The following is a 20,508-nucleotide window of genomic DNA, read 5'->3' on the forward strand; positions in this document are numbered from 1 at the left end:
TTATGGCCGACACGATGCAATTTGACCTGGTCGCCCCCGAGCGCAAGCTCGCCTCTGTCGAGGAAGCGGTCGAGGTCATGGTGCCCGGCGCGGATGGTGACCTCACGGTCATGCCCGGCCACGCACCGATGCTGACGACGCTGCGGCCCGGCAAGCTGACGCTGGTGACGCGTTCGGAAACCCAGAGCTACGCGGTGACGGGTGGCTTCGCCGAGATCACCCCCGAGGGTGTGACGGTTCTGGCCGAGCGCTCGATGCCCGCGGAAGAGTTCACCAAGGAAGTCCACGATCGCCTGATCGAGGAAGCCCGCCGCGTCCATGACGAGGCGCATCCTTCGGTGGCCGACATGACCGCGAAGCTGCTGGCCGATATGGAAGCTCTCGGCTCCCATATGCTGGGCTGAGCCCCTCGTTCGAAAAGTTGAAAAAGCCCCGGGTTTCCGGGGCTTTTTTCTTGCGCGGCCCTTGCGTAAAATGGGTGCCGTAACGTCAGGAAAGTTAAGCTCGATGATCACGGTTGAGAGCCATCGCATGGGGATGCAGCAGGGCTCGCTTGTGCTGTTCTCCGACTTTCAGGATGGCGGAACGATGTGGACGGGCGACGGCCCGCGCGAGCTGCGCAAGGCGGTGCGCTTTCCAGAGCCTTTCCTCGCCAAGCCGATGGTGCATGTTTCGCTTTCGATGTGGGACGTCGACAGCAAGCACAATTCGCGTATGGATATTTCCAGCGATGGCGTAACGCCCGAGGGCTTCGTCATCGTCTTTCGTACCTGGGGCGATACACGCGTCGCGCGCGTGCGCGCCGATTGGATGGCGATGGGCGGCGTCTTGCATGAAGACGACTGGGAAATTCCGTAAGGCCCCTGGGACGGCGCGCAAAGCCCGTTTTCCGTGGGAATAAGGAAAAACGCCCCGCCAATCGGCGGGGCGTTTTCTTGTCTCGCAAGGGCAGGGCGGGTTTGAGCCGCCCCGCGCTCTCTTAGTCGAGCGCCTTGAAGTTCAGCGCAGCGCCGTCCTTGATCCCCGAGAACCAACGCGCCGTGACGGTCTTGGTCTTGGTGTAGAAGCGGAAGGCGTCGGGGCCGTATTGGTTCAGGTCGCCGAAGGCCGACTTCTTCCAGCCGCCGAAGGTGTAGTAGCTCAGCGGAACCGGGATCGGGAAGTTGATACCGACCATGCCGACATTGACCTTCGAGGCGAAGTCGCGCGCGGTGTCGCCATCGGCGGTGTAGATCGCGGTGCCGTTGCCGTAGGGGTTGTCGATCACCAGATCGAGCGCCTCTTCGTAGTTCTTCGTGCGCACCATCGACAGCACCGGGCCGAAGATCTCTTCCTTGTAGATGTCCATATCCGGGGTCACCTTGTCGAAGAGCGACGGGCCGACGAAGAAGCCATCCTCATAGCCCTGCAGCGAGAAGTCGCGACCATCGACCACGAGGTCCGCGCCCTGCTCGACACCCGAGGTGATCAGGCCCTTGATGCGTTCCTGCGCCTGCTTGGTGATGACGGGGCCGTAATCCACGTCGTCGCCGCCGGTGTAGGGGCCGACCTTGAGCTTCTCGATCTTCGGCACGAGGCGCTCGATCAGGGCTTCGGCGGTGCCTTCGCCCACCGGAACCGCGACCGAGATCGCCATGCAGCGCTCGCCAGCGGCGCCGTAGCCCGCGCCGATCAGCGCGTCGGCGGCCATGTCCATGTTGGCGTCGGGCATGATCAGCATGTGGTTCTTCGCGCCGCCGAAGCACTGCGCGCGCTTGCCGTTGGTCGCGGCGCGGCCGTAGATGTATTGCGCGATCGGGGTCGAGCCCACGAAGCCCACGCCCTGGATCGTCTCGTGGTCGAGGATCGTGTCGACCGCTTCCTTGTCACCGTTGACGACCTGAAGCACGCCATCGGGAAGACCGGCTTCCTGCGCGAGTTCAGCCAGCATCAGGGCCGTGTTCGGCACGCGCTCCGAGGGCTTGAGGATCATCGCGTTCCCGGCCGAGAGCGCCGGGCCCATCTTCCACAGCGGGATCATGGCGGGGAAGTTGAAGGGCGTGATGCCCGCAACAACGCCGAGCGGCTGGCGCATCGAGTAGAGGTCGATGCCGGGGCCGGCGTCGCCGGTGTATTCGCCCTTGAGCATCGACGGCGCGCCCATGCAGACTTCGATCACTTCGAGGCCACGCTGCACGTCGCCCTTCGCGTCGGGGATGGTCTTGCCGTGTTCTTTCGAGAGAACCTCGGCGAGCTTGTCCATGTCGCGCTCGATGAGCTGACCGAATTTCATCATCACGCGGGCACGGCGCTGCGGGTTGACCTTGGCCCAGCCTTCCTGCGCCTTCGCGGCATCCGCGATCGCGGCGTCGAGCTCGGCCGGGGTGGCCAGAGCGACCTTGCCGGTGATCTCGCCGGTGGCGGGGTTGTAGACATCGGCGAAGCGGCCCGAAGTGCCAGCAACGCGCTTGCCGTTGATCCAGTGACCGATCTCTTCCATGAGAACCTCCTCCTACAAAGACTCATTTGATTGGGTTGCACGAACTCTACCCTTGCGAAAATGCCGATAAAAGGGGAAGTAACTCAAAAGCGTTTTGCAATTTCGCAAAGGTGAGGCCGAATGGACTGGGATGATTTGCGTATTTTCCTTGCCGTCGCGCGGGCCGAGAGCCTGTCCGGGGCAGGCCGCAGCCTGAAACTCGATGCGGCAACGGTCGGGCGACGTGTCTCGCGGCTGGAAGAAGCCTTCGGCTCCAAGCTCTTCGTGAAATCACCGCAGGGCTACGCGCTCTCGGAGGCGGGCGACCGGCTGCTACCCCATGCCGAGGCCGCAGAACAGGCCTTCGCAGGCGCCGAAGAGGAGCTGTCGGGGATCGCGGGGCAACTGACCGGGCAGCTCCGGATTGGCGCGCCCGATGGTTGCGCGAATTACCTGCTGCCGCAGGTCTGCGCGAAGATCTCAGAAGAAAACCCCGGTCTGGAAATCCAGATCATCGCGCTGCCGCGCGTCTTCAACCTCTCGAAACGCGAAGCGGACATGGCGATCGCGGTGTCACGCCCCACAGCGGGACGGCTGACGGTGCAGAAACTCACCGATTATCACCTCAGTCTCGCCGCTCATCGCGATTATCTCGCCAAGGCACCGCCGGTACGCGACAAGGGCGACCTCTCGGAGCACCGGATGATCGGCTACATCCCCGACATGATCTTCGACAAGGAACTCGATTATTTCGCCGAGACCGGGGCGGAGGTGGTGGGGCTCGCCTCGAACTCGGCTTCGGTGCAGATGCGGATGATCGAGGCTGGCGCGGGTCTGGGCATCGTGCATGACTTTGCGATCCCTTTCGCGCCGGGCGTGGTACGCGTTCTGGAAAACGAAATTCGCCTCGATCGGGCCTTCTGGCTCATCCGTCATGCCGATGATCGACGCTCGGAGCGACTGACGCGGTTTGCGGAGGCTCTGGGGCAAGGCCTGCGCGACGAGGTGGCCCGGTTGGAACGCGCCGCAATTGAAACAACTCTGGCGGGGCTGTGAACGCGACAGAGTTGACAGATCGCGCCAACCGGTGAGACGCTTGAAACAAGAGGATGTTTTCAGGGAGGTCGCGATGCAGGTTATGCAGATTCTCAAGGAGAAGGGGCAGGGCGGGGTGTTCACCGTCTCGCCCGACATGAAGCTCAGCGACGTGATCGCCACGCTTTCGTCGAAGCGGATCGGCGCGGTCATCGTCTCAGGCGATGGCGAACAGGTCGACGGGATCGTCTCCGAACGCGACGTGGTGCGCGAGATCGCCCGGCGTGGCGCGGCCTGCCTGACGCTGCGCGCCTCCGAGGTGATGACGCGCGACGTGTCGTGCTGTGCGCCGATGGACAGCACCGAAGCGGTGATGGAGAAGATGACCGAAGGCCGCTTCCGCCACATGCCGGTGCAGGACAAGGGCAAGATGGTCGGCGTGATCTCAATCGGGGACGTGGTCAAGGCGCGTCTGAGCCAGCTTCACATGGAGAAAGAGTCGCTCCAGGGCATGATCATGGGCAACTGATGCCGCGCTGCGGCACCTTCGGGCTTGCATTTGGGCGCGCAATATAGTTGCGTGCCCAAAGCTTTTGCGGGCGAGTTTGGGAGGATGCCATGCGGATCGGTCTTTACCCCGGAACCTTCGATCCGGTCACGCTGGGCCATCTCGATATCATCGAACGCGCGATGGCGCTGGTGGATCGGCTGGTGATCGGCGTGGCGATCAATCGCGACAAGGGCCCGCTGTTCTCGCTCGAGGAGCGCGTGGCGATGCTGCAGGCGGAATGCGCCAAGATCACCGCGCGCCGCGGCGGCGAGATTGTCGTGCACCCGTTCGAAAACCTGCTGATCGACTGCGCCAAGGATGTCGGCGCAAGCGTGATCGTGCGCGGCCTGCGCGCGGTTGCCGATTTCGAGTATGAATTCCAGATGGTCGGGATGAACCGCGCCCTCGATGCGACGGTGGAGACGGTCTTCATGATGGCCGATGCGCGTCGTCAGGCGATTGCTTCGAAGCTGGTCAAGGAAATCGCGCGGCTCGGTGGAGATGTGTCGAAATTCGTCACCCCGGATGTGCGGGAGCAACTGATGGCGAAATACGCGGTCTGATCCACGTTCTGAATGCGACAGCGGGGGATGATCCGAAGATCCCCCCGCCCGTCACGCACCCCATCGGGACGCGTAACTCCGGCTCAGCCGTTCGACTTGGTCATCGTGCTTTGCGGCGCGGCCGCGTTCGAAGAGGATTTGGTCGCATGACCCGCCTGCTGCGGCAGATCGGCCAGACCCCATTGGTCGATCACCACACCGTCCTCGACGCCCTTCAGCGCAAGGTTCGCCTCGTAGTAATTGCCCGCCTTGATCAGCTTCGCGGCATCCTGAAGGTGGCTCAGCGAGAGCTTGGCCGGCACCATCGCCGCTGCGACCGACACGTCGATATTGCTGGCCTTGAGCGTCTCGGCTGCGCCTTTCGCATTGCCCTTGGCCATCTGGTCATTGGCCGCACTCACCGCCTTGGCATTGTCCGGGGTCACGATGAAATCTTCGCCCAGCGTGATCGAACTGTCGAAGGGCACATAGGTCACGCCCTGCTGGCCTGATTTCGATGGCACCCCCCATTTCGCCTCCGAAGTCTCGGCCGATTGCATCTTGGCGATCGCGTCATTGGTCATCTTGGTCGCCATGTCGGTATTGCCGTCAAACAGAGCCAGACGCGCGGCACGCACTTCGCGCATCGCCGTATAGGCATCATCGACTGTGCTCAGCAGTTCATTGTCGGTGGAGCTCGCCGTGGTCTTGGCAACCGCATCCGTGCCTTGCGGGCTCGTCGCGGCGGGCTGCGCCTGATCGGCAAGGGCGGGCAGGGCGTTAAAGGCGAGGGGGCCCGCGACCAGCGTGCCCGAGAGCATCAGCGCAAGAATCTTCGAGTTGCGTTTCATGAGTCTATTCCTTTCGAAAGTCTCGATCCGGTTCTCGTGGGCGGCCGGTAATCAGCCGTCCATGACCTCAAAACGCGCAGTGGCGCTCCGGGCTCCATCACCTGCGCTCAACGATTCGATTGCGATCGCGAGCCTGGACTGGCCCTCAGCGAGCTGTGCGTGAGCCGTGACAGGGAAAAGGGCGACCCGCGCGGGGCCGCCCTTCTTCTTGATCGAAATATCTCGGGGGAGCCCGCCGATCCGGCGGGCGGGGGCAGAGCCCCCACTCCTTGTTCAGATCAGCTTGCCCATCGCGACGGCCGTATCGGCCATGCGGTTCGAGAAGCCCCATTCATTGTCATACCAGGTCAGGATGCGGACCATGCGGCCCTCCATCACCTTCGTCTGATCCATCGCAAAGGTCGAGCTGTGCGGGTCGTGGTTGAAATCGACCGAGACGTTCGGACGCTCGGTATAGCCGAGGATGCCCTTCATCGGCCCGTCGGCGGCGGCCTTGATGGCGGCATTGACCTCTTCGACGCTCGTGTCGCGGCTGGCTTCGAAGACCAGGTCGACGACCGAGACATTCGGCGTGGGCACGCGGATCGCGACCCCATCGAGCTTGCCCGCAAGTTCGGGCAGCACCAGACCCACGGCCTTCGCGGCGCCCGTCGAGGTCGGGATCATGCTCATCGCCGCCGCGCGGGCGCGATAGAGGTCCTTGTGCATCGTGTCGAGCGTCGGCTGGTCGCCGGTATAGGAGTGGATCGTGGTCATGAAACCTTTGGTGATGCCGATCGCGTCGTTGAGGGCTTTCGCCACCGGAGAAAGGCAGTTCGTGGTGCACGAGGCGTTCGACACAACGAGATCGTCCTTGGTCAGCACGCCGTCGTTGACCCCATAGACGATGGTCTTGTCGGCGCCGCTCGCGGGCGCCGAAACCAGAACCCGCTTCGAGCCGTTCTCGAGGTGGAAGGCGGCCTTCTCACGCGCGGTGAAGATGCCGGTACATTCCATTGCGATATCGACATCGCCCCAGGGCAGCTCTTTCGGGTCGCGGATCGCGGTGACCTTGATCGGGCCACGGCCCGCGTCGATCCAGTCCTCGCCAGTCTTCACCTCTTGCGGGAAGCGGCCATGGACGGAGTCGAATTGCAGCAGATGCGCGTTGGTCTCGACCGGACCGAGATCGTTGATCGCGATCACCTCGATATCGGTGCGTCCCGATTCCACGATCGCGCGCAACACGTTACGCCCGATCCGTCCAAATCCGTTGATGGCAACCTTGACCGTCATTTCCGTCTCCTCTGGCTGGCTGCCCGACGGGGAGTCGTGTCGGGCAGAATTCCCGTTAACGCTAACAAGCGCGTTTGCGCCCGCAGGTCAACCACCACGATAAACGGTTAGCGCCAGAAGGCGATATATTGAACGAGATCAAGAAGCTCTTTTGCCAGAAAAAGAAGGATGCGCCCCCCGTCGAAGAGCACATCCGAAAAAATGAGCACGATAATGATGCCTGCCAGCCAGAGCGCGATGCGATTGGTCATCCGTCCCCTTCGCGCGCCCTTGTCGGCGCGTCAGTGCAGAAGCCGCCCCATCGCGCCAGCCACGTCGGCCATGCGGCAGGAGAAGCCCCATTCGTTGTCATACCATGCCAGCACGCGGACCAGCTTGCCCACGACCTTGGTCTGGTCAGGGGCGAAGATAGAGGATTGCTGGGTGTGATTGAAGTCGATCGAGACCTTCGGCTCGGGATCATAGCCAAGCACCATGCCCATGTAACCGGCTGCGGCCTCGCGCACGATCTCGTTCACCTCGTCGCGGGTCACGGTTTTCTTGGCCTCGAAGGTCAGATCGACGGCAGAGACATTCGGCGTCGGCACGCGCAAGGCGGTCCCGTCGAGCTTGCCTTTCAGTTCGGGCAGCACTTCGCCGATGGCCTTCGCCGCACCCGTTGAGGTCGGGATCATCGCCATCGCAGCCGCGCGGGCGCGGTAGAGATCCTTGTGGCGGCGGTCGAGCGTGGGCTGATCGCCGGTGTAGGAGTGGATCGTCGTCATCACGCCCGATTCGATGCCGATCGCGTCGTTGAGAACCTTGGCCAGCGGCGCGAGGCAGTTGGTGGTGCAGGACCCGTTCGAGACGACGTGATGCGCCTCGGTCAGTTCACGATGGTTCACACCGTAGACGATCGTCTTGTCGGCATTGGTCGCGGGCGCCGAGACGAGGACGCGCTTCGCGCCGCGGCAGAGGTGCACGGCGGCCTTGTCGCGGGCGTTGAACTTGCCGGTGCATTCGAGCACGACATCGACGCCGTCCCAGTCCAGTTCGTCGGGATTGTAGGTCGACATCACGTCGATCGGACCGCGGCCGAGATCGAGCGTCTTGCCCTCGACTTTCACCGGACCGCCGAAGCGACCGTGGACGCTGTCATATTTCAGCAGGTGGGCATTGGTCTCGATCGGGCCGGTGGCGTTGATCTTGACGACCTGCACGTCATTGCGTGCGGCTTCCGCGATATGGGCCAGAGTGCAGCGCCCGATACGGCCGAAACCGTTGATGCCGATGGTAACGGTCATGGTGAACTCCCCCGCAAGGACCGGAATTTGGCGTGGGGATACCATTGTATGCAATTCGGTAAAAGCTTTCAGATCAGCTTGTTAGCGAAAACATCAGCTGTTTGCGATAACGGTTGATCGCATGAGGGCTCCAAAACTGCTCGTCACCGGTCTGGTGCAGCGCGTGTCGCGCGGCCCGCAGGAGCGAGTCGCAGCCCCGGCGCGCATCTAGTCGTCATCCTCGGCGACGAGGAAGATCTCTCCGGCGGCCTCCATCGCGCGGATCGCGCCGACGATCTCGCCCATCGCCTCCTCTGCATCCTTGTCCTTGACCTTGCCGAGATTGGACATCTCGTCGCGCAGGCTCTGCGCCATGCGTTGCGACATGTTCGTGAGCACGAATTCCGCTGACGCCTCCAGCGCGCCTTTCGCCCCGGCCAGCGCGACGACGAGCCGCGCCTGATCGACATTGCGCAGGATCTTGGGAATGTCGCGCGGGTCGATCCGGGTGGGGATATTGGCGAAGGTGAAGATCGCCTTCTTCACCTCTTCGGCGAAGGCGAGATCCTCTTCCTCCAGGCCCTTGAGCACCGCGTCGCGCGTGGCCGAGGCCGAGTAGTTCAGGATCGCGCCGACCCGTTCCACGGGGCCGGTGTCGAACGCCTTCGCTGGCTGGGCATCGAGTTGAGACGCCAGCGCCTGACCGATCCGCTGCACGGTTTCGGGCGCGACATTGCCGGTCAGCGAAACCGCATAGGCCACGCGGCGGGCTTTTTCGCCGGGCAATCTCCCCAACAGCTCCGCCGCCTTCGCCACCGAAAGCTTCGACAGCATCACCGCGCCGACCTCGGTGCTTTCCTCTTCGAGAACGGGCAGGAGTAGGTCTGTCGAAAGGCCGGTGATCCGCTCCCACGGATCGGCGCGCGAACTGCCCGAGGCGAGGCGGCGCAACCGGGTCGAGGCGGCGGGCGAGAGTTGCCCGTCAAGCAGCGACAGCGCCCCGTCAAGCCCGCCCGGGAAGGCGAGGCCGACAGCCTCCAGCGCCTCGCAGAACTCTTCCACCACGGATACGAGCGTGTCGCGGTCGATCAGACGTAGCTCTGCGACCTGTTCGGCCAGTGCGGTCTGGTGATCTTCGCTCAGCTCGGAAAGCGGCAGCTTCAACCCTTCGGATGAGAGCAGCCGAACGATAATCGCGGCTTTCTGGCGCCGAGACAGACGACCCGCCCCCGGCGTAAGGGAGGTCTCATTCACATTGTCAGGCCCGGCCAGATTGCCGAGCGCCATCGGCGCAATCGCGTTCACCATCCCCTCCGTGCCTGCCTTAGATCGTCGGATCGGGGCAGCTTGGCACGGGGGCGGTTAAGACGGGCTTACCGTCTGAGCGATCAGCTCGATTGCAAGACGCAGGACTTGGCGTCCTTGTCCCAGACCTGGCCGGTCGGGCAGGACATCGAGGCCTGATGCTCGCGCGGGCATTCGGCGCTTGCGGCGAGCGGGGCAAGGATCAGCACGGCGGCTGCGATAATCGTACGGGTCATCAGCAATCTCCCTTTGCAGATGTCCCAGCGTAAGCCGAATCGCGCGCGCCGCCTATAGTCAGGTGACAAAAGGCGACGCGCGGGTTCGTTATTCGCCGAAAACGCGGGCGAAAATCGTGTCGACATGCTTCGTATGGTAGCCCATGTCGAATTTTTCGTTGATCCCGTCCACACCAAGCGCGGCCACGACATCCTTGTCGGCGAGCAGCTGCTCGCGGAAATCGACGCGGTCTTCCCAGACCTTGAGCGCGTTGCGCTGCACCATCGCATAGGCGTCCTCGCGCGACACGCCCGCCTGCGTCAGCGCCAGCAGCACGCGCTGGGACATCACGAGGCCGGGGAACTTGTTCATGTTCGCGAGCATGTTTTCGGGGTAGATGATCATCTTGTCGACGACACCGGCGAGGCGGTTGAGCGCGAAATCGAGCGTCACCGTGGCGTCCGGGCCGATGCCGCGCTCGACCGAGCTGTGCGAGATGTCACGCTCGTGCCAGAGCGCCACGTTCTCCATCGCGGGCACGACGGTCATGCGCACGAGACGCGCGAGGCCGGTGAGGTTCTCGGTCAGGACCGGGTTCTTCTTGTGCGGCATCGCCGACGAGCCCTTCTGGCCCATCGAGAAGAACTCCGCGCCTTCGAGCACTTCGGTGCGCTGCATGTGACGGATCTCGATCGCGACATTCTCGATCGACGACGCGATGACGCCCAGCGTCGCGAAGAACATCGCGTGGCGGTCGCGCGGGATCACCTGCGTCGAGATCGGCTCGGGGCGCAGGCCCATCATCTTGCAGACATGCTCTTCGACCGCCGGGTCGATATTGGCGAATGTGCCGACAGCGCCCGAGATCGCGCCGGTCGCGACTTCCCATTTCGCCTTTTCGAGACGGTTCTTGTTGCGATCCATCTCGGCGTAGAAGCGGGCGAAGGTCAGGCCCATCGTGGTCGGTTCGGCATGGATGCCGTGCGAGCGGCCCACACGGATCGTGTCTTTATGCTCGTAGGCACGCTTTTTCAGCGCGGCCAGAACCTTGTCGATATCGGCCAGCAGGATGTCGGCCGCGCGCACGAGCTGCACGTTGAGGCAGGTGTCGAGCACGTCCGAGGAGGTCATGCCCTGATGCACGAACCGGGCCTCTTCCGAGCCCACATGTTCGGCCAGATGCGTCAGGAAGGCGATCACGTCATGCTTGGTGACGGCTTCGATCTCGTCGATGCGGTCCACGTCGAACTCGACATCCTTGGCCTTCCAGACGGCCTCCGCGTTTTCCTTCGGGATCACGCCCAGCTCGGCTTGCGCGTCGCAGGCATGGGCCTCGATCTCGTACCAGATCTTGAACTTGGTGGCGGGTTCCCAGATGTCGACCATCTCTTTGCGGGCATAACGCGGGATCATCGGCGGCCTCTTCGATTGCAGGTGGTTGAGGCGGCTTCTAGACTGCACCTGCCTTTGGGGCAAGGGAGGCCTGATGCCGCAACTGTCGGATTTCGAGGGAGACTGGGTGCTGACGCGCCAGATCGCCCATTCGGACGGCAATCGCGCGCGGTTCGAGGGCGTGGCGTGTTTTGCCTCGGAAGGGGTGGGCTTGCATTACCGCGAGGCGGGCGATCTGATCCTGCCGACCGGACAGAGCTTTCGCGCCGAGCGCAGTTATTTCTGGCGCGCCGAGGGCGGCAAGATCGCGGTCTCCTTCGAGGATGGCCGCCCGTTTCACAGCTTCGATCCGCTCTCGCCCGAGGCCGCGCATTGGTGCGCGCCCGATGATTACCGCGTGCACTACGAGTTCGGCGACTGGCCGAACTGGCGGGCGATCTGGAGGGTGCAGGGGCCGCGCAAAGATTACGAGATGATCTCGCACTATGCGCCCGCCTAAAGGCAGGTCTGTTGCGATCGCTCTTGCCGCGGCGCGCGGGACGGGGCAGCATCGCGGCGATGAAAGACCTAGACCTGCCTCCGATCCTGCAAAAGCGCCTGAGCTTCGCGCCCTGGGTGGACCCGCGCACGCGGCGGCTGCCCGGCGTGATCCCTGTGAGCGTCGAGGATTGGTTCGAGGTCGATGACGCCTATGCGGCGCAGATGGCGCTGCGCGACCGGTTGCTCACGCAAGAGCCCGATCTGGTCTATGCGCTGTCGGACCATGCGCGCCCGGCGGCCGAGGAACTGTTCGACACGGTTCTGCCGCTTCTGCCGCCGCTCGGGTTTGCGCTGAACGGGGATGAAGCGACCCGACCGGACGGGGTGACTGTTCCGCTCGACCGCACCGACTCGCTGCGCACGCTGGGCCGACTCGTGCAATGCGACCTGTGCCTGATGGAATCCGATCCCGAGACCTTCGGCCATGCCGAGCATGTGCTGACCGGGGGGATGTTGTGTTTTCCCTCGGGCTGGACGCTGCGCGAGAAGTTCATGCGCCCGATGATGCGCATCCACGAGCCGATCGAGATCTATACCGACGATCTCGGCAAGCGGGTGCAGCGCCTGATGGATGGGGTGCAACCGGGCCGGGGGCTGATGCGCGGGACGGCCTCGCAGTCAAACGCGCATCTGCACGATCCGCGCTCGGAATATGAATATAGCCACGGCTCGGATGGCTCACCTTATATCCGGGTCGAGCGGCAATGCCTGTTCCGGCTGCCGCAGACCCGCGCCGTGGTGTTCTCGATCCATACGCAGGTGGTGCGGCGCGAGGATCTCACGCCCGAGCAGGCGCAGGCGATGGCCGAGAACCCCGTCCGGCACGCGGACTGATCAGGCCTCGCGCATCAGCCGCCAGCGCGTCTCGGCCATGTCTTGGCTGATCATGCCCGGGATCAAAAGCGCGTCGATGAGCCACCACAGCCCCACCAGCGCGAGCGGGATATACCCGATCAGGATCGGGGCGAAGAGCGTGCCGATCCCCGTAAGCATGAGCATGATGAGCCCCGAACCGACCCGGCCCAGATACATCCGGTGCACGCCCAGCATCGGCAGCAGGAACCACAGCAGGTAGCCCACCAGCGCCGATTTCTTCTCATTGGCGACGCGCTGCTCGATATAGAGGGCGCGACTGTCGTCTCGGGTCATGTTAATCTCCATAACATTTATGCATCCGATATGGGAAACGATCCGGGCCGATCAAGGGGGTTGGGGTGAAATCGCGATCCGAAGCGCTTCTCGGGATGTTTCCGGAGCCCCGACAATAGGGCAGGGGGAATCGGCGCTTTGATCGAGATTGTTTCAATAATAAGTTTCACCTCACGGTTGAGTTGCAATAAAAACAATGACTTAACTAGTTATCCTCAAGAAATTGTGTTTTTGAGGCGGACAATTGGACCCGAAAGAGGCGCAACAATTGTCCGCTTTGGTCACAATCTCGGACGAATTCCCCACGACAACACGGTTAACGAAACGTGGCCGAGATCGTGCCGCGTATGAGGCAGAGTTTTGGGGACGCGGATGTCGGATCTTTCGACCAATTTCGAGCTCGCGAAATCGCAGGCAAACACCAAGGCGCTTCCGCTGGCAGCCGTCAGTTACGAAGGTCTGGGCAAGCGCCTTTTCGATATCGTCGCCGTCATTGCGATCCTGCCGATCCTGCTGCCGCTCGTGGCGCTGCTGGCGCTGCTCGTGCGCCTCGATGGCGGCCCGGCCTTCTTCGCCCAGACCCGGATCGGGCAGGGCGGCCGCAGCTTCCGCTGCTTCAAGCTGCGTACCATGCGCGTCAATGCCGAGGCCGAGCTGGCGCGGATGTGCGCCGCCGATCCCGCGATCGCCCGCGAATGGGAAGTGAACCAGAAGCTCGAGAACGACCCGCGCATCACCCGCGTCGGCCAGTTCCTGCGCCGCACCAGCCTCGACGAGCTGCCGCAGTTCTTCAACGTGCTGTTCGGCTCGATGAGCCTCGTCGGCCCGCGCCCCTTCATGGAAGAGCAGGAAGAGTGCTATCGGGGTGCGATGGGCCGCGCCTATTACCGGATGCGCCCCGGCATCACCGGCCTGTGGCAGGTGGCGGGTCGCTCGACCACGGCCTTCGTGGACCGCGTCCGCTACGACGAGCGCTATTACAAGCGCCTCTCGCTGAGCAATGACCTGTGGCTCTGCGTGATGACGGTCGCGGTTGTGCTGCGCCAGACCGGGAAGTGAGATCTAAACCTTCGCCGCTCAAAGCGCCCCAACCGGGGCGCTTTTCGTTTCAGCCCTGTACTTGCAGGAAGCGAAGCCCCTTACGGTCGATCCAGGCCGCGCTGAGCACGCCTGTTTCACACGCGCCCGTGTCGAGCGCGATCCGGCCAGCTTCAGCGAAAGGCCGTTCCACAACCCAATGCCCATAGGCGATCCAGACGCCGTCACGGCGCGGCGCGCTGACGAAACGCGGATGGCCCCAGAGGAGCGCATCCGCGCTTTGCCGTTCGAGCGGATGATAGGGGTCTGCCCCCGCATGGGTCGCCGCGATCTGCCCCTCGCGCCACATCGCGGGCCGCGCGTCGAGCCACGCCAGAAGATCGGGCCCGATCGCTTGCGCGAGATCCATCCGCAGCGCATCGAGCGCGTCGGGATCGGGCCGGTCCGGATCGGGCGGGGTCAGACCGAAGCTGCGCAAGGTCGCATCGCCCCCGACATTCAGCCAACGCACCGTGTTGCGGTCGGGCGAGATCAGGAAATTGAGCAGCATCCGCTCGTGATTGCCCATCAGGCAGACCATGCGCGCGGGATTGGCCATCTGCGCGGCCTGCAACATCGCGAGCACTCGCGCCGAGTCCGGTCCACGGTCGATCATGTCGCCAAGCGTTACGACGCGCGCACGCCCCGCCTCGGGTTCCGCACCGATCCGCTCGAACATCGCGCCCAGCAGATCCGCGCGCCCGTGGATATCGCCGATCAGACAGATCGGCGCCTCAGGGCGCGGGAACCCGTCGGGGGCCGCGTCGGATTTCGAAAGGCGGGAGAGTAGTGAACGCAACATGTCTGGAATTCCGGGTCACGGCGGGCTGGAAACCCGCGTCCGGCTGCGACATAACTCTCGTAGGGCTCGAGAAAAAGGGGCTCACGACAAAATGGGCGGCAAACCGCCCTCGGGCAGCGCGGACAGGGCAGATGACAAGACGAATTCTGATCGTGGTGGAGAACCTCCCCGTGCCGCTCGACCGGCGTGTCTGGCTGGAGGCGACCACGCTGCGCGCATCCGGCTACGAGGTGTCGGTGATCTGCCCGATGGGGCGCGGCTGGGACGCGCCCTACGAGGAGATCGAGGGCATCCATATCTATCGCCATCCCGCGCCACCCGAGGCCCATTCGGGCGCGGTGGCCTATGCGCGCGAATATTGGCATGCGATCAAGGCGTGGTTCCGGCTGGCGAAAGTGGTGAAACGCGAGCGCGGCTTCGATGTGATCCAGGGCTGCAATCCGCCCGATCTGATCTGGCTTCTTGCATGGCGCTATCGCCTGTCGGGCGTGCGCTACATGTTCGATCACCACGATGTCTGCCCGGAGCTGTTCGAGGCGAAATTCGACAAGAAGGGCCTCCTGTGGTGGGTGATGCGGATCTGGGAACGGATCACCTTCGCCACCGCCTCTGTCTCGATGGCCACCAATGAGAGCTTCCGCCGCATCGCGATCGAACGGGGCGGCATGGCGCCCGAGGATGTCTTCGTCGTCCGCTCCGCGCCCCGCGTCGAGACATTTCTGCCCGGTTCCGGCAATGCCGCCTATCGGAAGGGCGCGAAGACCGTGCTCGGCTATATCGGGGTGATTGGCCAGCAGGAGGGCATGGATCTGCTCATCGCCGCCGTGGAGCATCTGATCCGCGATCTCGGCCATGATGATCTGCATGTGGTAATCGTGGGCTTCGGGCCCGAGCTGCCCAATGTCGAGGCCGATGTCGCGGCACGCGGGCTGAGCGATTACGTCACCTTCACCGGTCCGCTCTACGGCGACGCGATGCTCGCCGCGATGAACGCGATCGATATCGGTGTCGCGCCTGATCCGAAGAACGCGATGAACGACATCTCCACCATGAACAAGGTCATGGAATACATGACGCTGGAAAAGCCGCTCGTTCAGTTCGACCTGACCGAAGGGCGCGCTTCGGCGGGCGAGGCGGCGCTTTATGCCCGCGCCAATGATCCGCGCGATTTCGCCGCCCGGATTGCGACGCTGATCGAGACCCCCGAAACGGGGCGCGAGATGGGTCGCAAGGGGCGCGAGAGAGTGCTTGAGGCGCTGTCTTGGGATTTCTCGGCCAAACAGCTTCTGGCTGCCTATGACCGCATTTTCTCCAAGATGAGGAAATAATCCGAGCTATGGACGCCGGTTTGTTTCCGAAAGCGATACAAAGCCTTAAAATCGTAACTAAATTCCGCTTGATTGCTGCCCTATTTGCGCCACAAATCGAAGAACGGGCCGCGCTTGATACGATATCGGGGACGGCCGATTGGACAGGAAGCGAACTGGTTAAAGTTTTTCCGCGTGGGGGCTGACATGGCGATTATACAGAGACAGGGTTTCGGGGCTGTTGCCCTTCTCTGCGGCGCCATGACGGCGGGGGCGGCGATGGCGGGGGATCTACGTGAGATCTCGCCAGCCGCCCCCGACCTTACTTCCCGCTCGCATTACGACCCGGTCATTCATGCGCTGGAAATCGGCCTGACCCCGGCGATGGCCGATGCTCGCGTCGATGCCGCAATCCGGGCCGCCGAGGGATGTCCGCTTGTCTTCGATACGCGTAAGCCGATTCCGAAGTGCTGGGACGGCAAGCCGCAACTGGACTCCTGATCCCGTTGTCCCGGGCACACGCCCCAGGCCTCCTCAGTCAGGAATGTAATCGCCTAGAACTGGCAGTGACTTCCCGATGAAACGGGTCAGCCGTGCATCGCCCGCGCTTGGATCTTCGCCCGCGGCCAGCGGCGTCACGTAGCGTACCAGCGCCCCATCGGTGCGCCCGCGTGTCACCCCGTCCACGATCACCGAGAGCTTTGCGCGCCAATCGCTCGTCATCGTTACACCGCGCTCGTCGAACCAGTAATAGACGAGTTGCCGGTTGAGCCCCTTCGCGATGATCGCGCGGTTGACCTCGAAAGGCGCGCGGCCGGGCAGAGCGATACGGTGCGGGGTGAAGGCGCTGACCTCCCAGCCGCCTGCAGGCAGGCAGACCTCTGGCGAATGGATGCCCGTGCCGCCCGTCTGATCGGCATACCAGGCAACGAAAAGATTTACCCGCGCTTCGCTCGCCACATGGGTATAGACCGCGTTGAGGTAATCGCTCGCGCCCAGCACATCCTCGATCTCGGGGGTGAGCGGGTAGCGCATCCCTTCCCAATCTCCGATCCGGCCGGGGAAGGTCGCGAAGGCGAAGCGGTCGGGCAGGCTGCTCCCCATCCGTGGCAGGCTCAGCCAGGCGGCGGTCGCCAGCGCGCTGAGCGCCAGCGCCAAGAACAGGGCGCGCGTGGGGGCGATGCTCAGCAACCGCCGGGCCTCGGGCGCGAAGCGGCGATAGTCGAGGTCAAGCGCCTCGGCCAGCGGCAGCGGGCGCGGCGTCAGCCGTTGCAGGCCGATCGCGGCGAGGCTCAGGATCGCGATCGCGGCCCCGAAGATCACCCAGCCCTCGAAGACATGAAGAAAACCCTCGGCCTGCCCGATCCCGTAGGAATTGACGAGGATCGCCACCACCCCGATCCGCAGGCTGTTGAGCGCCACGGTGAGGGGCGCCGCCATCGCGAAGAGCACCGCCTTGTGCCAGAAGGGCCCGCGATAGAGGATCCCGAAGAGATAGGAAAAGCTCAGGATCGGAAAGAGGTAGCGCAGCCCGGAACAGGCCTCGGCCACCTGAAGCTTGAAGACGCCGAGGTCGATCACATTGCCTTCGAGAAAAACCGGAATGTCGACTGCGCGCACCAGGGCCACGCCCAGCTCCGAGGAGATCGTCTGCAAGGCGATCGTCAACCGCCAGTAAAGGATCTGCGGCAAGGGCAGCATGAAGATCAGATGCAACACCGGCTTCCAGTGCCGTCGCCCCGCCTCCCAGCCCATCACCAGCAGCACGACCCCCAGAAGCCAGACGATCAGCGCGTAGGTCACGATGTCAGGGATCTGCGCGAGCGTGCCGAAAGCGCCCAGCGTAAGCCCGAGCCCGATCACCGCGATCCCCGGCCAGCGGCGCGTGGGGCCATCGGGCAGCGCGGGGGCGTGGCGCAGTTCACGGGCAAAAAGATAGAGCGAGATCAGCGGGATGATCGGTCCGTGGCTATATTCCGGCGTGGACCAGGCCGCTGCGAGGCTCTCGACACCGATCGCGAAGAACGGCGCGGAGATAAGGGCGAGCGCAATAAGGCCAAGCGCGCCCCAAGGCAGGGCGCGCACCCGTCCCGGAAAGGTGCTCGTCGTGATCATCTGCTCGCCTCTTGGCCGTCTGATGCGGCGCTTGGAGATCATGCTACCCGCGACGGGCGCAAAGCCAAAGCGCAAAGCGCGGGTGAAGTCGGGGCGGGGACGAGCTGTGCCCTTTTTCCCCCGCTATCGTGGAGCTAAGCCGCTCAGCGCGTTTCGCGAAGTTTGGCGAGCGTGGAGGGCGCATCGGCCATCTGTGCGGGCAAAGCATCGCCTGCCAGCGCGATTGCCTGTTCAAGCACCCGCGCGGCGTCGTCGCGCGCACCGGTTGCCGCCAACACCATCGCGTAGTGATATTGCGCGAGCGCCACCTCTGGCATCCCGGCCGCCGCCGCTGCCAGCAGCGGTTTGGCGGTCTTGTAATCGCCGAGCCTGTATTCCGCCCAGCCATAGGTGTCCTTGAAGGCCGGTTCGGGCCGCTCGCGGAAGCGTTTGGCGATGCGCGCGGCGCGTTCGAGGCTGGCCTCGTCGTCGCGATGCTGGCTGAGCAGGCTCGCGAGATTGTTGGCCACGATCAGGTCGCCGCTATCGCGCGCGTAGAGATCTTCATAGGTGGCAATGGCGGCGTCGAAATCCCCGGATTTCTCTTCCGACCGCGCTCGGTAGAGCAACAGCAGCGGATCGGCATGCGGCGCGGATTTCAACGCCTCCGCAATCACCTCCGCTGCCGCCGCTTCTTTGCCCTGCGCGGCCAGCAGCCGGTAGAGCTGGCGCGCGGGAGCAGGGTCTTCGGGCGCCTCGGTCATGAGGTCGCGCAGCCCCGCTTCGGCGCTCTGCGGATCACCCAGCATCGCGGCGAGATTGGCCGAGAGCATTCGCAGCCCGCGATCTTCTGGGCGCTGCGCGAGCTGTTCGTCGAGATAGGCGCGCGCAGCCCCCGCGCGTCCCGCCCCGATCTGTGCCTGCACCACCGCCGCGACCGCCGCATCCCCGCCGCCATTTGCGTCGGCGAGAGATTTAAGCGTCTCGATTGCGTTGTCGGTGCGCCCGCGCCCCATCAGGATCGCCGCGCGGATCGACTGCGCGAGCGCCTGGGTCTCGGGCAGATCGAGCGCGGCAAGCTGATCGGCGATAGCATGCGCCTGGGGCCAGTCATTGTCCTTGAGCGCGAGATCGGCCTGACGTTGCAGGATGCCCGGAGAACCGGGATTGCGCTGCGCAGCCTCGGCGAGCAGGTCGCCTGCGGCCTTGCCCCGATCCTGCGAGAGCAGGAAATCGGCATAGCGGATCGCTTCAGGAGCAGCATGATTGGCGGCCTCATAGGCCTGTGCAAAGCGCGCCCGCGCGAGATCGGGGGCGCCTTCGCGCAGATCGGCCTCGGCCATCAGGGTGAGCGTGTCGGGATTGGTCGGATCTTGTTGCAGTGCGGTGCGCAGATCGACGATGGCTGTATCGAAATGGTCGCTCGCGATGGCCCAGCTTGCACGCTGTTGCAGCGCGGGAACGTTGAGGGGGTCGGCCGTCAGCACGGTCTCGATCTCGGTGCGTGCCGCCCCGGTCTCGCCTGCGGCCTCGAGCATTCGCGCATAGGCGACCTGCATTCGGGCGCGCTCTTCACCTTCGGGCAGGTGTGCCAGCAGTGCCTTCATTCGCGCGAGCGCATCCTCCTTGCGGCCTGCACGAAACGCGAGGTCGGCGCGCATTGCCGTGAAGATCGCCTCATTGGGATTGCCCTGGGACTCCGCGATCAGCGCATCGAGTTCGCGCGCCGCAGCCTCTGCCCCGCGTGCCCGGGCAAGGAAGCGCACCAGGTCGACATATCCCTCGGTCTGACTTTGCGGATCGGTGGCGAGCCGACGCAGGAAACGCGCCGCGCCCTCGGGATCGTCGCGCAGCACGTACCAGGCCACGAGAGCCGTGCGCGTCTTGGGGTCGTCGGGAAAGAGCTTCTGCATCGTCTCGAGCTGGGCGCCGATCTTGTCGGTCCGGTTCAGCGCGCTGAGTAGCTCGAGGCGCAGCACTTGCAGGCGATATTGCTTCGGCTCGCGGGCAAGCGCTGCGTCGAGCGCATCAAGCGCACCCGCGCGATCGCCCGCCGCATTGCGCGCGTCGATCAACACATGCCAGGCGGTCGGCACATCGGGGGCTTCTTCGGTGAGCCGCTTGGCCTCCTGCGCGATTTCGGGGTAGGCGCTCCGGTCGGACCGTGCCATTGCCGCGCGCAGCGACAGCGCCACCGAAACCGCCCGCGCACCCGGATCGTCGGGCAACAGCTCAAGCGTCCGACGCGTTTGATCGCGCGCACCCGTCAAGTTGCCCGAGCGCAGCGATAGCTCGGCCAGAATGCGATGGATGTCGGCGAGATCGGGATATTGCTCGGACAGGCGCAGATATTGGCTATAGGCCTCCTGAAGGCGGCCTTGCTGCAGCAGAATATCTGCATAGAGCCTGCGCGCTTGCTGATGCGAGCCGTCATAATCGAAGACATTACGCAGCTCGACCAGCGCGCGCGGAACATCGCCCTGCGCCAGGAGCGCTTCGGCCGAACGGTAGAATTCCTCGGCCTTCTCCTGCTTGCTCTTGCAGCCCGCGAGTGCGAGTCCTGCGCAAAGCAGAAGCGCTGCGGATCGCGCGGAAAAAGGTTGAGACATCTGTTCTGGCCTGCTCATTGCGCTCTATGCGGCGCTTTCGTGTA

Annotated in this window: 22 protein-coding genes; 10 read left to right on the forward strand and 12 right to left on the reverse strand. The window is 64.0% G+C overall.

The window, feature by feature from the left end:
• Positions 1-2: 2 nt before the first annotated feature.
• On the forward strand, positions 3-404 hold the full coding sequence (locus TP2_RS14615) for a F0F1 ATP synthase subunit epsilon (protein WP_038079014.1): 402 nt from the start codon (positions 3-5) through the stop codon (positions 402-404).
• Positions 405-507: 103 nt separating this feature from the next.
• A complete protein-coding gene (locus TP2_RS14620; protein ID WP_038079016.1) occupies positions 508-858 on the forward strand; it encodes an H-type lectin domain-containing protein in 351 nt (116 codons plus the stop codon).
• Positions 859-979: 121 nt separating this feature from the next.
• Here TP2_RS14620 and TP2_RS14625 read toward each other — a convergent pair whose 3' ends face one another.
• Positions 980-2,479, reverse strand: a complete 1,500-nt coding sequence (locus tag TP2_RS14625) for a CoA-acylating methylmalonate-semialdehyde dehydrogenase (protein WP_038079018.1) — start codon at positions 2,477-2,479, stop codon at positions 980-982.
• 120 nt (positions 2,480-2,599) lie between these two features.
• Between TP2_RS14625 and TP2_RS14630 the strand changes: the two genes are divergently transcribed.
• From TP2_RS14630 to coaD, 3 genes are all read left to right on the forward strand, one after another.
• On the forward strand, positions 2,600-3,514 hold the full coding sequence (locus TP2_RS14630; RefSeq protein ID WP_038079021.1) for a LysR family transcriptional regulator: 915 nt from the start codon (positions 2,600-2,602) through the stop codon (positions 3,512-3,514).
• Between the two features lie 73 nt (positions 3,515-3,587).
• A complete protein-coding gene (locus TP2_RS14635) occupies positions 3,588-4,022 on the forward strand; it encodes a CBS domain-containing protein (protein WP_038079024.1) in 435 nt (144 codons plus the stop codon).
• Between the two features lie 89 nt (positions 4,023-4,111).
• Entirely contained in the window at positions 4,112-4,606 is a 495-nt protein-coding gene (gene coaD, locus TP2_RS14640; RefSeq protein ID WP_038079028.1) for a pantetheine-phosphate adenylyltransferase, read from the forward strand.
• 83 nt (positions 4,607-4,689) lie between these two features.
• Here coaD and TP2_RS18095 read toward each other — a convergent pair whose 3' ends face one another.
• The 7 genes from TP2_RS18095 to purB form a co-directional block, all read right to left on the reverse strand.
• Positions 4,690-5,436: a YfdX family protein gene (locus tag TP2_RS18095; RefSeq protein ID WP_051692676.1), complete on the reverse strand. Its 747-nt coding sequence runs from the start codon at positions 5,434-5,436 to the stop codon at positions 4,690-4,692.
• A 273-nt stretch (positions 5,437-5,709) separates the two neighbouring features.
• Positions 5,710-6,711 carry a type I glyceraldehyde-3-phosphate dehydrogenase gene (gene gap, locus TP2_RS14650; RefSeq protein WP_038079031.1) on the reverse strand — a complete coding sequence of 334 codons (1,002 nt, stop codon included), beginning with the start codon at positions 6,709-6,711 and terminating at the stop codon, positions 5,710-5,712.
• A 107-nt stretch (positions 6,712-6,818) separates the two neighbouring features.
• Positions 6,819-6,962 (reverse strand): hypothetical protein, encoded by a 144-nt coding sequence (locus TP2_RS18685; protein ID WP_038079034.1) that lies wholly within the window; start codon positions 6,960-6,962, stop codon positions 6,819-6,821.
• A 30-nt stretch (positions 6,963-6,992) separates the two neighbouring features.
• Positions 6,993-7,994, reverse strand: coding sequence for a type I glyceraldehyde-3-phosphate dehydrogenase (gene gap, locus TP2_RS14660; protein WP_038079037.1), 1,002 nt, complete (start codon positions 7,992-7,994; stop codon positions 6,993-6,995).
• A 207-nt stretch (positions 7,995-8,201) separates the two neighbouring features.
• The gene (locus tag TP2_RS14665) at positions 8,202-9,278 is read right to left on the reverse strand and encodes a flagellar motor switch protein FliG (protein WP_038079170.1); all 1,077 of its coding nucleotides are present in this window, start codon (positions 9,276-9,278) and stop codon (positions 8,202-8,204) included.
• An 83-nt stretch (positions 9,279-9,361) separates the two neighbouring features.
• Positions 9,362-9,514, reverse strand: coding sequence for a hypothetical protein (locus TP2_RS18565; RefSeq protein ID WP_157617144.1), 153 nt, complete (start codon positions 9,512-9,514; stop codon positions 9,362-9,364).
• An 88-nt stretch (positions 9,515-9,602) separates the two neighbouring features.
• Positions 9,603-10,907: an adenylosuccinate lyase gene (purB, locus tag TP2_RS14670; protein WP_038079039.1), complete on the reverse strand. Its 1,305-nt coding sequence runs from the start codon at positions 10,905-10,907 to the stop codon at positions 9,603-9,605.
• Between the two features lie 73 nt (positions 10,908-10,980).
• On the opposite strand from purB, the gene TP2_RS14675 reads away from it, so the two are divergent.
• Entirely contained in the window at positions 10,981-11,385 is a 405-nt protein-coding gene (locus TP2_RS14675; protein ID WP_038079041.1) for a DUF6314 family protein, read from the forward strand.
• Positions 11,386-11,444: 59 nt separating this feature from the next.
• Complete coding sequence (locus TP2_RS14680; protein ID WP_038079173.1) at positions 11,445-12,260, forward strand: heme-dependent oxidative N-demethylase family protein; 816 nt, start codon at positions 11,445-11,447, stop codon at positions 12,258-12,260.
• Here the strand turns inward: TP2_RS14680 and TP2_RS14685 are convergent, their stop codons facing one another.
• Positions 12,261-12,575, reverse strand: a complete 315-nt coding sequence (locus tag TP2_RS14685; RefSeq protein ID WP_038079043.1) for a TM2 domain-containing protein — start codon at positions 12,573-12,575, stop codon at positions 12,261-12,263.
• A 372-nt stretch (positions 12,576-12,947) separates the two neighbouring features.
• On the opposite strand from TP2_RS14685, the gene TP2_RS14690 reads away from it, so the two are divergent.
• A complete protein-coding gene (locus TP2_RS14690; protein ID WP_084714341.1) occupies positions 12,948-13,634 on the forward strand; it encodes a sugar transferase in 687 nt (228 codons plus the stop codon).
• A 49-nt stretch (positions 13,635-13,683) separates the two neighbouring features.
• Here TP2_RS14690 and TP2_RS14695 read toward each other — a convergent pair whose 3' ends face one another.
• Positions 13,684-14,454, reverse strand: a complete 771-nt coding sequence (locus TP2_RS14695) for a metallophosphoesterase family protein (protein WP_038079046.1) — start codon at positions 14,452-14,454, stop codon at positions 13,684-13,686.
• 131 nt (positions 14,455-14,585) lie between these two features.
• On the opposite strand from TP2_RS14695, the gene TP2_RS14700 reads away from it, so the two are divergent.
• Together TP2_RS14700 and TP2_RS14705 are read left to right on the forward strand one after the other, a co-directional pair.
• Positions 14,586-15,782 carry a glycosyltransferase family 4 protein gene (locus TP2_RS14700; protein WP_038079048.1) on the forward strand — a complete coding sequence of 399 codons (1,197 nt, stop codon included), beginning with the start codon at positions 14,586-14,588 and terminating at the stop codon, positions 15,780-15,782.
• Positions 15,783-16,040: 258 nt separating this feature from the next.
• Complete coding sequence (locus TP2_RS14705) at positions 16,041-16,262, forward strand: hypothetical protein (protein ID WP_157617145.1); 222 nt, start codon at positions 16,041-16,043, stop codon at positions 16,260-16,262.
• 33 nt (positions 16,263-16,295) lie between these two features.
• On the opposite strand, the gene xrtD is transcribed toward TP2_RS14705, so the two are convergent.
• Together xrtD and TP2_RS14715 are read right to left on the reverse strand one after the other, a co-directional pair.
• Entirely contained in the window at positions 16,296-17,876 is a 1,581-nt protein-coding gene (gene xrtD / locus TP2_RS14710; RefSeq protein WP_038079051.1) for a VPLPA-CTERM-specific exosortase XrtD, read from the reverse strand.
• A gap of 143 nt (positions 17,877-18,019) precedes the next feature.
• Positions 18,020-20,464: a tetratricopeptide repeat protein gene (locus TP2_RS14715; protein ID WP_038079053.1), complete on the reverse strand. Its 2,445-nt coding sequence runs from the start codon at positions 20,462-20,464 to the stop codon at positions 18,020-18,022.
• Positions 20,465-20,508 lie beyond the last annotated feature (44 nt).

It is taken from the genome of Thioclava pacifica DSM 10166 (genome assembly GCF_000714535.1).
GTDB lineage: Bacteria > Pseudomonadota > Alphaproteobacteria > Rhodobacterales > Rhodobacteraceae > Thioclava > Thioclava pacifica.